This window comes from Rossellomorea sp. YZS02 (assembly GCF_033963925.1).
Lineage (GTDB): Bacteria > Bacillota > Bacilli > Bacillales > Bacillaceae_B > Rossellomorea.
In genome coordinates this window covers 196,400-210,934 of record NZ_JAXBLY010000006.1, presented here as the reverse complement: position 1 = coordinate 210,934, position 14,535 = coordinate 196,400, and the positions used below count along the sequence as shown (strand labels likewise).

Below are 14,535 nucleotides of genomic sequence, written 5' to 3'. Positions count from 1 at the left end.
TTCATTATAGTACACTACCAGGAATCTTTCCCGTCTCAATCATGACTGAAAATATTTGGATCACCTGCATACAGTAAAGATAGGTAGGTGATTTTCATCATGAATCATGATTTTAACAGAATTTCTGCTGTTCTAGTTGCCATGGCCGTTATGGTGGCATGTAATATTTACACATTCATCCCCATTTACAGGGAGATCGGCGCCTCCCTTTCCATCACCCAAAGTGAAGTGGTCATGGCCGGCACTTCGTTCATCTTTTTTTACGCATGCGGATTATTGACCTTTGCCAACGCGGCTGATCACTTTGGGAAAAAGCGGATCCTAGTCTGGGGAATGCTTGCTTCTGCCTTCGCATCGGGACTCGTTGGTCTTTCTACAGATTTTTGGAGTTTGTTTTTCACGAGGGGATTTCAAGGCTTATGCCTGGGGAGCTTTGCCCCTGTCGCATTTGCCTATACGTATGATTTGTTTTCTGGAAAGCAAAGGACCCTGCTTCTTGCCTTTATCAACACCGGCTTCCTCTTTGCAGGCATCTTAGGACAATTACTCAGCGGGGGTATTACGCAATTATCTGAATGGTCAAGGGTATTCTATTTTTTCGCAGTGGTGTATGCTTTCCTTTTTGTCATAGGAAAGCACATGCTGCCCCTTACAAACGTCCAATCCGTGTCCCCATCCTATCAACTGGCAACGATCATGAAACTACTGAGGAGGAAAGAACTCCTATACTCCTACGGCATCGTATTCACTCTTCTTGCTTCTTTCATTGCCTATTATGACAGCTTGACCCGACACTTGTCAGGCGAGGAGGATCTCCTTTTTCTTACAAGGTCGGTGGGACTGATCGGAGCGGGTTTATCACTCTATACCGGGCGCTTTATGGAAGTTATCGGAATTTATAAAACGCTATTTATCGGTCTGGCATTATCTATCGTAAGCCTGGTCGCTGCTTTGATTTATGCAATTTGGCACATACCCTTCATCATTATTTCTTCCATTCTATTTGTCTCAGCCATCTCATTATTGATACCTACCGTCATCACCTTGATCGGAAATATGAGCGGAAAGGGACGAAGCCAGGCACTTAGCCTGTACTCCTTTATCTTATTGTGTGGAACGAGTCTGGCACCTCTGATCGTCATGAATCTTTCATACGTCCAATCTTTATACTTGCTTCTAGGCTTCTGTTTCTTCCAATCTTTGATGGGTGGCTTATTGTTTAGGGGACGGAGGAAAGGGGAGGTGGGTAATTAATCCCACACTTCCATTCTTTCCTTTAGATTCGAGGTGTGTAATTCGAATTGGACACTATCCGGGGCCAGAAAATTGATACTCCAACCTTTCCCCCTCTTTAAGGGTTCCCTTACAATCGGCACTTTCTTCTCCTTTAGAAGTTGAACAGCCTCTTGGAATCCTTTTTCGTCGATGGTGAATGCAATGTGATGGATTCCACTGCCGCTTCGGGTATCGGAGCAGTTCCTTTCCTGAAGGCAAATCCAAATCGGCCCCCATTCCAAATAAGCATCTTTTCGTCCCTTATGTACCAGCGTGGCTCGCAAGATTTCCATATAAAATGACAGTGATTCTTCCAGGTTACTAGTGTTGATTGTAAGATGATTAAAGCCGGATATGTTCACTTTATTGTCACCCTCTCATGCATGATTAATGTTTCTATTTCAAAATATGGAAGGAGGGAGAAGACTGCTGAGAATGAAGGGCTGTTGACTCGTTCAAGGGGAATCTTCAGCATCGTTTTCGTCAGGGATTGCGTCATTTTCCATTATGATTGCGTCATTTTTTCCGTATTTGCGTCATTATTAATTTTATTGCGTCATTTTTTAATTAATTGCGTCATTATGCGGGGGAATTGCGTCTATTAACAAATTAAGGGAATCGACTGAGCGCTCGATCCAACGATCCATCAATTCAACGTCATACCAACAGCCCATCCCCCTCTCCACACCAAAAAAAGAAGGACATCACAATCCTTCTTCCCATTCATCTGCTAATAATCCATATAAAAACATATCATACCGCTTTCCGTCCCTTTGCAGGAATTGACGATAGCTTCCTTCTTTTCTGAATCCGAGCGATTCATACAATCGGATCGCTCTCTCATTATACGAAAATACCGTTAATTGAAGTCGGTGAAGGTTCAATTCGTGAAAGCCGTATGCCAAAAGGCAATCCATTGCTTCCCTGCCATATCCATTCCCCCAGGATGTTTCGTCACCGATTGAAATGGATATCCATCCCACGCGATGGGTCCAGAGAATGCCGTCAAGCTCCGCAAATCCGATGATTCTCCCGTCGTCCTTCAGGCGTATAGCAAATCGAAAGGAATTTTCTTCCGGGACCATCCATTTCTTAATCTCTTCTTCTGATTTCGGCTTAAGGGGAAGGGCGTCCAATAGTCTCTGCACTTCTTCATTTTGGTTCCATTTCTTTATGGACGAAATATCTTCTTCCTGAAATCCTGTTAGGTCAATTCGCTTACCGGTCAATAGTCTCTTCATACTTTTCACCTCGACATATGTATTTCGAGGCATTTCATACGATTCCCTCTATTGTCTCTGAAAAAGTTTGGTCAGCGCCTGTTTATTGACTTTCCCAACATCTGTTTTCGGAAGTTCGTCCATAACATGATAGTCCTTAGGGATTTTATATTTGCCGAATTTCTTCAAGCAATAAGCCTTCACCTCTTCTATCGTCAGAGTTGCTCCACTCTTCATAGATATAAAGGCCGTTACGACCTCACCCCATTTTTCATGGGGCAGTCCGATGACCGCACTCTCAGAGATTTCCGGGTGCTCACTTAACCAGTGCTCAAGCTCCAAGGGGAAGATATTCTCCCCGCCGGAGATGATCATGTCTTTTTTCCTTCCGACAATATAGTAATCTTCATCTCCATCGTATTTCGCCAGATCACCTGTATGAAGCCAACCGTCTTTTAACACCCTTTGTGTCTGCTCGGGATTTTGCCAGTATTCTTTGAATAAATGATCTCCTCCTAATAATAGCTCCCCCACTTCACCCTGACCGACAGGATTCCCCCTCTCATCAACCACCTTCACCCGGTTGAACATCATCGCTTTTCCAACTGAGCCCTTTTTCATCCGTATTGGATCGATGTAAAAGTTGTTAGGGCCTGCTTCTGTCAATCCATACCCCTCTTTAAATGAGATTTTCTTTTCTTTGAAAAAGTCATACACCTTACCTGGACATGGGGCCCCTCCTGATAGGAATACCTTCATTTTCGGAAAAGGGGTACATTTAAATTCCTCCCTTTCCATTAATAAGTGATACATCGTCGGTACTAATAGAACAATACTGCAGCCGTATCGGTTCAGATCCTTCACCGCCTCTTCCGGATCAAAGCGTTCAGCAATCACAACCTTTCCTCCCACCATCAGCAGGGGGACCGATAGTGCATTTAACCCTCCTGTATGAAAGGTTGGCAAATACGTTAACGTGCAATCCTCATGGGTCAAATTCCAGCTTACCACTGTGTTCAGGGCATTGGCCGTCACCGATTGATGAGACAGTACTACTCCCTTTGGACTCCCTGTCGTCCCACCCGTATAAATCATAATCCAAGGATCTGCAAGTGTGAGAAAGGGTATGGGATAGCCCCCTCTCTCCCGGGAGTATACTTCTTGAGTCACATCATCAATACATAGCTTACTAAAGCTTTGAGGAAGGTCCGTGACAAGAGCTTGAAATTCTTTTTTATATAAAAGAAGTTTCGGTGTACAGTTCTCTGTAATCGAGCCAATTTCGGTAGCTGATAATCGCCAATTGATTGGGACAAACACCGCTCCGATCTTCCCACAGGCAAACAATAGCTCAAAACAAACCGTATGATTCCTGGATATGAATACGACACGGTCCCCTTTAATTATTCCGTTTTCATGCATATATCGAGCCCACTTAGACGCCCGTTCATCTAAAGTGCGGTAATTGATCATTTCGTCCGTAGCAGCATTCATTAAAGCAACGTGTTCAGGAGAGATCATTGATCGCTTCTGCAACCAATCGGTGATCCTTTCCATATTCATCTCCTCCTTTGGATGGTTGCTTTCATGATAGATGCCAGAGGTTACAAATGAGTTACAGCTTAGGTAAGGATGTGGTCCATTGCCATTTTTGTTTAACAGGTTACCTAGGAAATTTCGTCTGACAAGTCCATGCACTCTGAATTTCCGCACAATAAAATAGAGCCTGGAAAAATTCCAGGCTCATTACTCATTACCAAATCATTTCTGCCCATTCAGGATGATCTATGAATGGATTTCGGTTACCTTGATATTGTTCAAAGATAATATTATTCCTGCGGATTTCCCTTGCATCCACCGGATCTTGTTCATTCCACTCCAGAAGCACAGACATTTTACCCATATAAGGAGCGCTTCCGTTGTTGACGTTATTATTCAGCTCTAAATCCACTTCCCCATTATCTCCTTCATAACGGACATCCATGTAAAAGATCATTCGTGCAACATCGCCTTTCACTTCATCACGTGGCTCCCACGAATCGCTGTCATAGTAGTTGCCTGGTGCTTCTGTCTGCTCGTTACCACCATTGTCAAAGTCAAGATTTCCTCTCGTGGAGTTGACCGTAACATCCGTCGGTCTCAAATGATGGAGGTCCGTCCCTGGACCCTGTGCCGTCCCGAAGTCTCCGTGGGATTTGGCCCAGACGTGCTCCCGATTCCAGTCGTTCACCCCGCCACCGTTAGTCGTTTTGGATTGGGAACGGCCTGAGTAAAGGAGAATGACATTATTGGGATTGTTCGGATCTTCGTCCGTGTTTCGCAATGCTCCCCATACAGCATCATAGGATAGGGTCTGATGATCGTCAATGATGTTATGTAGTGCCGTTTTCAAGGCATCACCAGTTTTGCCTTCCGCTGCGTTGTAATACTCTTCATAAGCCGGGGGATCCGTAGGTTCTGTTGGAGGATCTGTCGGATCGGTGTCACCATCTTCCACTGATTCAAAAGCTGATGTCGATTTCACTCCCGGGTGGGAGAAGTAGGCTGACAAGCTTCCCGTCACTTTGATCTTTTTACCCATTAAACCCGGGTTACTTTGCAGGCCAAAGCTTGAACGATAAGAAGAAGGAATTTGAACATAAACCATCTGATTCGTATTGGCTTCTGATGGTGATGCCGCTAATGCCAGTGCATAATCGTTCGGAAAGTTATTTGTGACAACAGAGGACGTTGAGGTTGGCTGTCCGACCACATATCCTTCAACAGACTGAGTTGAACCATTCTGATTTGAAATCGCCTGATCTACTGTATAAGGGGAGCTCCAAGTTCCGCTTCCCGCCGCACTCATTTGAGTTGGTGATACCTGGCTGCACGCGATCGTAAAAAGAAATACAATAGCAAAAATACCAATGACTTTCTTGTGTACAAATTTCAAACTGCTTCGCCTCCTTTAAATACATTACACATTTAGCGTACATTAACCGTTGTCATAATAGGGTAAATTTTTTGTAAATAAGGGAAAATGAGTCTAATTTCACATATTTTGTGCCATGGAAGCGGAGAGTATTTCACTTATTTCCCTAACTTAAAAAAGCACCCGCCCATATAAGGACCGGTACTTTCCATACTACATTCCCTCTATTAAAACGGATGCCCCCATGCCTCCGCCCACACATAATGACGCAATTCCCTTCTTCAATTCCCGGCGTTTCATTTCATGCAGTAATGACACAACAAGGCGGGCACCTGTACAGCCGACGGGATGTCCAATGCTGATGCCGCTTCCATTCACATTGACCTTCTCACGGTCCAGACCAAGCTCTTTTTCCACCGCTAAATATTGGGCTGCGAACGCTTCGTTGATCTCAAATAAATCGATGTCATCCAGAGACCAGTTTTCCGTCATATGTAAGCCTTTTTGAATGGCCGGAACCGGACCGATTCCCATCACTTTGGGATCGACGCCTGCTACTGAGTATCCTACGATTCTTCCGAGGGGCTCGAGTCCTCTTTTTTTTGCTTCTTCTTCACTCATTAAGATGAGTGCCGCTCCACCGTCATTCAAGCTGGATGAATTTCCCGCAGTGACGGACCCGTCTTCACGAAACGCAGGTTTTAGTTTTTGCAACTTGCCAATCTCCAGTCCTGCCCGGGGACTTTCATCCCGATCAATGACTTTCTCGCCTTTGCGCTCTTTAACCGTTAGGGGAACTATCTGCGAATCAAAGTACCCGTGTTCCAATGCGTTCACTGCACGCTGGTGGCTTAATACCGCATACTCATCCTGTTCTTCACGGGAGATCGAATGGATTTCCGCCAGATTTTCAGCGGTTTCCCCCATCATGATGCCATGGATGGGATCTTCGAGCACCTCCCAAACGGAATCCCGGATTTCCCCGTGTTGAAGCCTTTGACCGAAGCGGTGCTGTTTAAGAATATAAGGACTGGAACTCATCGCTTCCACACCGCCGGCAAGAACGATATCGGATAAGCCCGTCTGAATTTGCATGGCTGCAGAAATGATGGCCTGCATGCCGCTTGCACATTGGCGCTGGATCGTAAATCCTGTCGTCGTGTCGTCAAAGTCTGCGAGTAGTGCAGCGGTTCTTGCCGTATTCGGCTGATCGGTCCTTTGGATGCAATGCCCAAGGATCACTTCATCGATATCACCGGCTGATAACCCGCTTTCTTTCGCCGCCTCTTTCATGACAGGTACGATCAAGTCTGTCGGAAGAAGCTCTTTGAATGCTCCTCCAAATGCTCCAACCGGCGTACGAAAAGCCGATGTAATGACTACGTTTCTCATCTTATCACTTCCCTTTCTCATCGAATTACATCATGATCCCACCGTCAACATGGAGGACGGTGCCATTCACATAGTCACTGTCGTCTGATGCGAGATACAAGTAAGCCTTTGCGATATCATCCGGTCTTCCCAATCTCCCCAGAGGGATCATCGCTTTCATTTGATCAATGACTTTTTCAGGAACAGCTGCCACCATGCCTGTCTCGGTAAAACCGGGTGCGACTGCGTTGACATTGATTCCTTTGCGACCCAATTCTTTTGCCCAGGTTTTCGTCATCCCAACAACTGCCGCTTTTGTTGCAGCATAGTTTGTTTGTCCGACGTTTCCATATACCCCGCTGACTGAAGAGGTGTTGATGATCTTACCTTTCCCCTGATCGATCAGGTGGGGCAGGACCGCCTGGGTACAGTTGAATACACCCGTCAAATTGACATCCAGTACTTTCTGAAAATCTTCGGGCGAAAGCTTATGGAGCATACCGTCCCTTGTAATGCCGGCATTATTGATTAATATATCGATCTTGCCAAATTGATCTTTTACTGCTTCAACAAAAGAATTGACAGAAGCACGGTCAGCTACATCGCCTTGAAAGAAAGCAGCTTTGCCCTTTCCGAGTTCATTCAGTTGACGCGCTTTTTCTTCTCCGGCCTCCTGATTGAAGTCCACAAGGGCAACATTACACCCTTCATTTACAAACGTACCTGCTGCTGCGTAACCGATTCCATTCGCTGCGCCTGTGATCAAGGCGACTTTCCCCTCAAGCCTCATGTTAGTTCCTCCTTCATTTGCAAAAACGATTGGATTTGATGAAGTAATTGATCCAGATCGTCTATGAGCGGTGAATGCCCACTATTCTTTAATTCTACAAATAAAGCATTTTCTCCTATATCCTCGACAATTTCCTCTGTCATTTCTTTGGTGATGACATAATCCCGGTCTCCCCTTAACACCAGGACAGGGATGGAAATGGAGCTTGCTTTACCCGTCCCTTCAACGAGGCCGTTGTGAGTATTGCTTATATTGAACGTATTGAGTGCTTGATAGATATGAGCCAGATTCCGTTGTGTCCTCATGTCATTGATGTATTCTTCATACCGTCCTTCTTCGGGCTCGGCATGGGTGTAAATCAATGCTTTCCAGAGACCCCTAAGAAATGACCTGTCATTTTGGTCATACGCCGCTTGTACAGGAATGGTCTTCCCTTTATCCATCATCACTTCATCCACTGTTCGAAGACGATTTCCAATATCAGGGGTGCCATCTTCTTTCGTTCCGAAGAATGGATACCCCCTTGTCGAAGCAGAAGCTAATAAAATAAGATTCTTACAGTAATCGGGGTAGTCAATGACAAATTGCATGGCGACCGCTCCCCCGGTAGACCATCCCATCATTGAGAATCTTTCAAGCCCCATTCCGTCTACCCAGTCCTTCAGGTCATCGGACAAATCTCTGATGCCCTCAATCTCCCGATGATAACTTGATTCCCCAAACCCTCTCATATCAACGGCATAAACCTTATACGTTTCATCCAATCTTTCAAGTACAACATCCCAATGTTTGGAGGAGGTCATATTTCCATGAACCAGAACGAGAGGGATATGCCCCCCGCTCCTTTCACGATAAGCGAACGTCTCTCCATTCCCTAGCAATACTTTTTTCAATTGAACCGTTGCCATACCAAATCCCCCTTAATTATGAATTTCCCCATACGATGGCAGTCGCTCCCCATGCGTACCCGATCCCCGCACTGACAAGGACCACCAGGTCACCATTCTTCAGCTTCCCTCTTTTTTCTGCCACTTCCAATGATAAAATTTGATCGAATTGACCTATATGACCATATTCCTCCAGATAAATGGATTGCTCTTCTGAAAGCCCCAATTCCTTTAATACATAGGCATGGGCGGACCTTTTCATATGCAGCATGGCGACGTAGGAGATGTCTTTCTCTTCGTATCCACTTTTATATACCGATTCCCGTACTACCTTTAAGAAATGATCCATGGATTTCTGTTCCAGCCTCTTTTTCATTCCTTCAGGATCGGTCACGTCCAGCTTATATCGATGGAGGGACTTTTCTGTTAAAGGCTCCTTCGTTCCTCCCACAGGGACGATAACGTCTTCTGAAAATGAGCCGTCGGTGATGATGGCCGTTTCCAATACCGTATTTTTCTTCAGATTTTTTTGTAGGATCATCGCTCCTCCACCTGCTGCCAGGTTGAACATAAAACGGGTCCTCTCATTCTTGTAATCAATGAAATCAGAGTTACGGTAGCCTCCTGCCAGAAGGACCGTTTTGATGGCAGGATCCATTTCGAGTAAGCTTTTTGCCAGTTTCATTGCCATGATGGTGGTCCCGCATCGAAGGGAAACATCGAATGCCCATGCATGGTACGCGCCAATTTCCTCCTGTAGCTTGATACCTGCTGTCCAGAGAGGATATTCTTTATGCTCTTCCCCTACGTATATAATCACATCAATCTCCTTGGGATCGATACCTGCCTTTTCCATGGCTTTTCTTGCAGCCCGAATTCCCATGGCACACGTATGATCTTCCGGACCTGGAACCGTTTTCTTTTTGATCCCCATTTTGCTTTCTACAATTTCTAATGGAAGTCCTGCTTTTTCCGCAATTTCATTACCAGTCATAATGGATGATGGTAAATATACCCCCGTGCTGAGTATTCCGATTGTCATGAAGATCCTCCCTTTAGCTTGCGATGTTTTGCTGTTTGCTCTCTTCCTTTGCTCGTTTGCTTTTCTTGATTTTTTTGAATGACCCTACAATTCCTGCTGGGAAGAACATAACGGCGAGGATATAAAGGATCCCGAAGAAAATGATCCATCGTTCAAAAATCGGATATGTTTTGGCGAGTTCGGTCAGAAAGTGGTGGGCAAACTCAATCAACCCTGCCCCGACAATCGGTCCGATGAGTGTCCCCACACCACCGATAATGGTCATCAATAATGCATCAAGGGTCACATCCATGGTGAATACACTGGTGTTAACGAATCGCAAGGACAGTCCATACAAAGAACCGGCGAGGCTTGCCGTCACGCCCGCTATCACACTTGCTAATATTTTGTAATGTAGAACCTGGTATCCAATCGATTCCACTCTCTGCTCGTTCTCCCTTATCGCCTGGAGGACGGAGCCTGCCGGAGAATGGGTGAATCTCTTTAATAATAGAAAGATCATGACCATGACACCAAGACAGATGAAGTAAAAGACTAGACGGTCCTTCATCAAATCCGGTGTCCGAAAAGTGAATCCATCATTACCAAACGTCAGACTCCTCCACTTTTCCGCACCGACGAGGAACAATCCTGCAAATGCAAGGGTCAGCATGGCATAGAAGTGACTTTTGAGGCGCAGCGTCAGGAGTCCGACGATATAGCTGACGGCTCCCGCTATGACCGATGCGACCAAGATGGAAACGGCGAGCCAAAACATGGTAGGCTCCATTCGATCGAGAAAGATGCCGGTGGAATAAGCTCCGATTCCGAAAAACATGGCATGCCCAAAGGAAACGATCCCTGTATAACCTAGAAGGAGGTCATAGCTCATGGCGAAGATGCCAAAGATGAATATCTGGGTCAGGAGAATCAGCATGCTCCTCGAATCGTTAAATAAAGGGTAGACAATTAAAATGGCTAATGTCATTCCTAAAACTGCGTGTGACCTAACTTTGAGAATCTTCATATCCTCACCCCTTTACTGTGAATAATCCTTGTGGTCTGAATATGAGTACGAGTGCCATTAAGATCATATTCACGGCCAGGGATAGCTCCGGGACATAATACGTCATGAATGATCCTGACAATCCCACAAGGATTGCCGCGAATAATGAACCCGGAAAGCTTCCCATCCCCCCAATCACCACGACAATGAAGGCGAGGATCGCGAACTCCATGCCCATTTCGGCATAAATCACACCTGAATACGGCGCAAGTAAGATCCCACCAAGGGCAGCCAGTGCTGACCCGACCATGAATACGTACAAGAATACTTTTTTGATATTGATTCCAAAGGATTCGACCATTTCTTTATTCATGACCCCTGCCCTGACAATCAATCCAATCCTTGTTTTATTCAAAATCAGCTGAACAATCGTAAAAACCAAAAATCCTATAATGATGATGAAGATACGATATTTAATGACGATGATGTCCCCAATTGAAAAGCTTCCCGCTAGATAGTCAGGTGCTGTGGCCGATAACTGATTCGGTCCCCACACCACTTTCAGTAATTCAGACAGAACAAGCATAAATCCAAGGGTAATCAGGATTTGCTGTACATGGTTTCCGTACACAGGCTGTATGATGAATTTCTCCGTCACAAAACCTAATACCAATCCTGTCGCGACGGCCCCGATGATGCCGATGACAAAACTCCCAGTCACGGTATAAACCCAAACACCACTGTATGCCCCCCATGCGAATAATCCTCCATGGGCAAAATTCAAAACATCCATCAATCCGAAAATGAGCGTCAATCCTGCTGCCAGCAAAAAGATCAGCATCCCTGTCGCCAATCCATTCAGTGCCAGATTAATGATGAGGTCCATCCCATTCACTCCTCACGCAATTCCTAAATATTTCTTTTTCAACTCTTCATCTTTCACCAATGACTTCATCTGTCCATCGTGAACGGTTGTTCCATCATCGATAATATAGAAACGGTCCCCGACCCCGCTCGCCATCAAAAAATTCTGCTCTACAAGAAGGATTGTCGTTCTTTCCTTCATTTCTTCAATGGAACGCATGACTTTCTCGACGACGATCGGAGCGAGACCCTTACTCGGTTCATCAATCAAAATAAGATCGTTATGATTTAAATACGCCCGTGCGATGGAAAGCATCTGCTTCTGTCCTCCGCTTAAGTTCCCCCCTGCTTTCTTCCAGAACTTCTTTAAATCAGGAAACAGATCAATGATCCAATTCATTCGATCCTCCGTCTCTTGATCCCGGCTTCTCATGGCCACCTTCATATTTTCCTCCACCGTGAGGTCCCCGAATATCCCTTGATCTTCAGGAACATAACCAATTCCTTTACCAGCTACTTTAAAGGTAGGAAGCCCATTGATCTCCTCACCTTTATAGATGACTCTACCTGACGATGGGGGAGTCAGGCCCATGATGCTCCGGAGACTGGTGGTTTTGCCCGCTCCGTTCCTCCCGAGAAGTACGGTTACTTCCCCCTTTTTCACTTCAAAGGAAACACCTTGAAGTATGTGATACTGTCCGATATACGTTTCAATCCCCTCTACTTTAAGCAGTGTGCTCATCATAAAGTCCCCCCAGATAAGCCGATTGGACCTGCTCATTTTTCATGATTTCCTTCGGATGATCGTCAGCGAGCAGTCTCCCATTGAATAACACCATGATACTGTCTGACAAATCCATGATCATATCCATTTTGTGTTCAATGAGGACGATGGTCTTCGTTCCTTGGGATTTGATGGTCCGGATCACTTCCAAGATCTGCGGCACTTCCTCAAGAGACATGCCGGCAGTCGGCTCATCCAAAAGTAAGATTTCCGTATCCAGTGCAAGCAGCATGGCGATTTCAAGCTTTCTTTTTTCTCCGTGGGCTAGATTGGCTGCAAGGGAGTCTGCTTTATTCGAAAGCAATACCAGTTTCAACAAGTCATGCGATTCGCTGATCATATCCCTGAATGCTTTGATATTCCGATGCATTACGTAGCGGATTCCCCGTTTGGACTGAACCGCCAACCTCACATTCTCTAAAACTGTTAAATTCGGAAACACATTCGTCATTTGAAAGGAACGGCCGACACCCAGGCGGGCGCGCTTTGTCGGTGATAACCCCGTAATTTTCTTTCCTTTGAGAAAAACATCGCCAACCGTAGGCTTTAACTGACCGCTCAATAGATTAAAAAGCGTCGTTTTTCCAGCGCCATTGGGTCCGATGATAGATTTGAATTCCTTTTCAGGTACAGAGAACGTCACATCATCAACGGCAGTATGACCACCAAACGTAATACTCAGATTCTTGGTTTCTAATATACTCAAGTTCTTCACCCCGTTCTGATTTCATGAAAGGGGCTGACTGTGAACATAGTGCCGAAACACCATGTCAGTCACCCCCTTCTTTCTTTATATACTAATTAGTTACGTATAGGAGGAGCGGTTTCTTCCGGAGAAAGCTCTCTGATCAATACCGGAACAGGATATGGTACTCCCTCTTTCTTCTCAAGCTTGATGGCGTACAACGTTTGGAGGGCCTGATGATCCTCTTCACGGAACGTCATCTTCCCTTTCGGAGTTTCAAAGCTCATACCTTCCATCGTTTCGATCAGTTTATCTGCATCAAGATCACCTTCTGTTTTCTTAATCGCCTCTACAATGGAGATTGCTGAGCTCATTCCACCAGGGGTAAAGAGATCCGGTACTTCTCCATATTTCTTCTGATGCTCATCAACCAGCCAATCATTGATTTCATTGTCAGGGAGCTCATGATAATACACGCTGAACCCTTCCATCCCAACAAGTGGCTCCATCGCGGAAAGTGCTGCAATGTCAGGGGCACCCGTTGATATCTTGATTCCTTTTTCCTGAAGTTTCATATCGGCTATCTGATTCCAGGGAGAGTTTGCACCTGCCCAGATGACAAATAGATAGTCCGGTTTACTATCCATGACCTTCTGGATATTGGATGTAAAATCCGTTGCTGCGGGGTCCGCATATTCCTCCAGGACAATTTCTGCCCCAAGCTTTTCCGCCGCTTCTTTAAATGCTGCCACCCCATCGCGCCCAAATGAGTAATCCGGTGCCAAGGTGGCAATCTTCACACCATCCTTAGCAATCGCTGCTGCCCCTGCAACAGCATCCTGTGAAGAGTTACGGGCCGTCCGGAAAATATATGGATTAAACTCTGAACCCGTAATACTATCCGCAACAGCCGGCTCGACAATCATGACCTTTTCGTATTCTTCTGCAAGAGGCAGGACCGCAAGCGTGTCGCCCGAGCTTGATGATCCCACAAGGAAATCGACCTCATCTTCCTCTAATAGTTTCGTCGCTTTCTGAACCGCTACCTCAGGCTTCGTTTCTGTATCTTCATATACTACTTCTATCTTCTTTCCTGCCACTTCCATCGTTCCATCCGTCGCATATTGGAGTCCCAATTCAAACCCTTGCTTCGTTTGCTTCCCATATGACTCCAATGCACCGGTCAGCGAGGCAAGCACCCCAATTTTCACCGTCTCCTGTTCGTTTCCTCCTCCACTTCCTGAGCCTCCGCTGCTTTCCGAGCTGCAGGCACTTGCAGAAACCAGCAGGCATGACAATATCAGGATCAGAGCAGTCAAACTAAATGATCGTTTCATATTTTCTCCCCCTAAAGATATGAACTAAAGCGATAATAGCTTTGATTTCATCTTAGGGGAGAGGAGTTACAAATGAGTTACAGGTGTCTTTGGGATTGGCTCGTGGTCCGTGGTACGTGCTTGCGATGAGATAGGATTTGGATAAAAAAGGTAAACAGCTGAATTTTTTGGGATTTCAGCTGGATTATCCTCGAAAACGGCTGGATTCCGGATCGTTTCAGCTGAATTATCCCGAAAAACGGCTTGATCCCACCCCATTTCGGCTGGATTTTCCCGAAGGACATCTGGATGCTGAACGATACCCTGCTGCTTGCTCTTGAAGATAGGCTGGTTCCTGCACCTTTCAGACTGGCTTACCGTCAAAACGCCTGGACTTTTCCG

Annotated in this window: 14 protein-coding genes; 1 reads left to right on the top strand and 13 read right to left on the bottom strand. The window is 45.6% G+C overall.

Going from position 1 to position 14,535, the window contains the following annotated elements; genetic code table 11:
* Positions 1–99 precede the first annotated feature (99 nt).
* Complete coding sequence (locus SLH55_RS08385; RefSeq protein ID WP_320323168.1) at positions 100–1,254, top strand: MFS transporter; 1,155 nt, start codon at positions 100–102, stop codon at positions 1,252–1,254.
* Here SLH55_RS08385 and SLH55_RS08380 read toward each other — a convergent pair.
* The 13 genes from SLH55_RS08380 to SLH55_RS08320 all read right to left on the bottom strand — a co-directional run bounded on the left by SLH55_RS08380 (position 1,251) and on the right by SLH55_RS08320 (position 14,154).
* Positions 1,251–1,637: a VOC family protein gene (locus tag SLH55_RS08380; protein WP_219166993.1), complete on the bottom strand. Its 387-nt coding sequence runs from the start codon at positions 1,635–1,637 to the stop codon at positions 1,251–1,253. The genes SLH55_RS08385 and SLH55_RS08380 overlap by 4 nt on opposite strands.
* Positions 1,638–1,979: 342 nt before the next feature.
* Positions 1,980–2,516: a GNAT family N-acetyltransferase gene (locus SLH55_RS08375; protein ID WP_219166994.1), complete on the bottom strand. Its 537-nt coding sequence runs from the start codon at positions 2,514–2,516 to the stop codon at positions 1,980–1,982.
* A gap of 48 nt (positions 2,517–2,564) precedes the next feature.
* Positions 2,565–4,052, bottom strand: coding sequence for a class I adenylate-forming enzyme family protein (locus SLH55_RS08370; RefSeq protein ID WP_320323167.1), 1,488 nt, complete (start codon positions 4,050–4,052; stop codon positions 2,565–2,567).
* Positions 4,053–4,248: 196 nt separating this feature from the next.
* Positions 4,249–5,373 (bottom strand): endonuclease, encoded by a 1,125-nt coding sequence (locus tag SLH55_RS08365; protein WP_374939761.1) that lies wholly within the window; start codon positions 5,371–5,373, stop codon positions 4,249–4,251.
* Positions 5,374–5,622: 249 nt separating this feature from the next.
* Positions 5,623–6,801: a thiolase family protein gene (locus SLH55_RS08360; protein WP_320323166.1), complete on the bottom strand. Its 1,179-nt coding sequence runs from the start codon at positions 6,799–6,801 to the stop codon at positions 5,623–5,625.
* Positions 6,802–6,826: 25 nt separating this feature from the next.
* A complete protein-coding gene (fabG, locus tag SLH55_RS08355; protein ID WP_320323165.1) occupies positions 6,827–7,570 on the bottom strand; it encodes a 3-oxoacyl-ACP reductase FabG in 744 nt (247 codons plus the stop codon).
* Positions 7,567–8,478 (bottom strand): alpha/beta hydrolase, encoded by a 912-nt coding sequence (locus SLH55_RS08350; protein ID WP_320323164.1) that lies wholly within the window; start codon positions 8,476–8,478, stop codon positions 7,567–7,569. Before SLH55_RS08350 ends, fabG begins: the two co-directional genes overlap by 4 nt.
* A 16-nt stretch (positions 8,479–8,494) precedes the next feature.
* Positions 8,495–9,499, bottom strand: coding sequence for a 3-oxoacyl-ACP synthase (locus SLH55_RS08345; RefSeq protein ID WP_320323163.1), 1,005 nt, complete (start codon positions 9,497–9,499; stop codon positions 8,495–8,497).
* A 13-nt stretch (positions 9,500–9,512) separates the two neighbouring features.
* Positions 9,513–10,505, bottom strand: coding sequence for a branched-chain amino acid ABC transporter permease (locus SLH55_RS08340; RefSeq protein WP_219167000.1), 993 nt, complete (start codon positions 10,503–10,505; stop codon positions 9,513–9,515).
* 4 nt (positions 10,506–10,509) lie between these two features.
* The gene (locus tag SLH55_RS08335) at positions 10,510–11,370 is read right to left on the bottom strand and encodes a branched-chain amino acid ABC transporter permease (protein ID WP_320323162.1); all 861 of its coding nucleotides are present in this window, start codon (positions 11,368–11,370) and stop codon (positions 10,510–10,512) included.
* A 12-nt stretch (positions 11,371–11,382) separates the two neighbouring features.
* Positions 11,383–12,090 carry an ABC transporter ATP-binding protein gene (locus SLH55_RS08330; RefSeq protein WP_219167036.1) on the bottom strand — a complete coding sequence of 236 codons (708 nt, stop codon included), beginning with the start codon at positions 12,088–12,090 and terminating at the stop codon, positions 11,383–11,385.
* The gene (locus SLH55_RS08325; protein ID WP_219167002.1) at positions 12,074–12,847 is read right to left on the bottom strand and encodes an ABC transporter ATP-binding protein; all 774 of its coding nucleotides are present in this window, start codon (positions 12,845–12,847) and stop codon (positions 12,074–12,076) included. Before SLH55_RS08325 ends, SLH55_RS08330 begins: the two co-directional genes overlap by 17 nt.
* Positions 12,848–12,933: 86 nt before the next feature.
* Positions 12,934–14,154 (bottom strand): substrate-binding domain-containing protein, encoded by a 1,221-nt coding sequence (locus tag SLH55_RS08320; RefSeq protein WP_320323161.1) that lies wholly within the window; start codon positions 14,152–14,154, stop codon positions 12,934–12,936.
* Positions 14,155–14,535: the final 381 nt, after the last annotated feature.

Coding starts and splice junctions, on each gene's coding strand:
- SLH55_RS08385 (WP_320323168.1), top strand. CDS start 100: ATGAATCATGATTTTAACAGAATTTCTGCTGTTCTAGTTGCCATGGCC.
- SLH55_RS08375 (WP_219166994.1), bottom strand. CDS start 2,516: ATGAAGAGACTATTGACCGGTAAGCGAATTGACCTAACAGGATTTCAG.
- SLH55_RS08370 (WP_320323167.1), bottom strand. CDS start 4,052: ATGGAAAGGATCACCGATTGGTTGCAGAAGCGATCAATGATCTCTCCT.
- SLH55_RS08360 (WP_320323166.1), bottom strand. CDS start 6,801: ATGAGAAACGTAGTCATTACATCGGCTTTTCGTACGCCGGTTGGAGCA.
- fabG (WP_320323165.1), bottom strand. CDS start 7,570: ATGAGGCTTGAGGGGAAAGTCGCCTTGATCACAGGCGCAGCGAATGGA.
- SLH55_RS08350 (WP_320323164.1), bottom strand. CDS start 8,478: ATGGCAACGGTTCAATTGAAAAAAGTATTGCTAGGGAATGGAGAGACG.
- SLH55_RS08345 (WP_320323163.1), bottom strand. CDS start 9,499: ATGACAATCGGAATACTCAGCACGGGGGTATATTTACCATCATCCATT.
- SLH55_RS08340 (WP_219167000.1), bottom strand. CDS start 10,505: ATGAAGATTCTCAAAGTTAGGTCACACGCAGTTTTAGGAATGACATTA.
- SLH55_RS08335 (WP_320323162.1), bottom strand. CDS start 11,370: ATGGACCTCATCATTAATCTGGCACTGAATGGATTGGCGACAGGGATG.
- SLH55_RS08330 (WP_219167036.1), bottom strand. CDS start 12,090: ATGAGCACACTGCTTAAAGTAGAGGGGATTGAAACGTATATCGGACAG.
- SLH55_RS08320 (WP_320323161.1), bottom strand. CDS start 14,154: ATGAAACGATCATTTAGTTTGACTGCTCTGATCCTGATATTGTCATGC.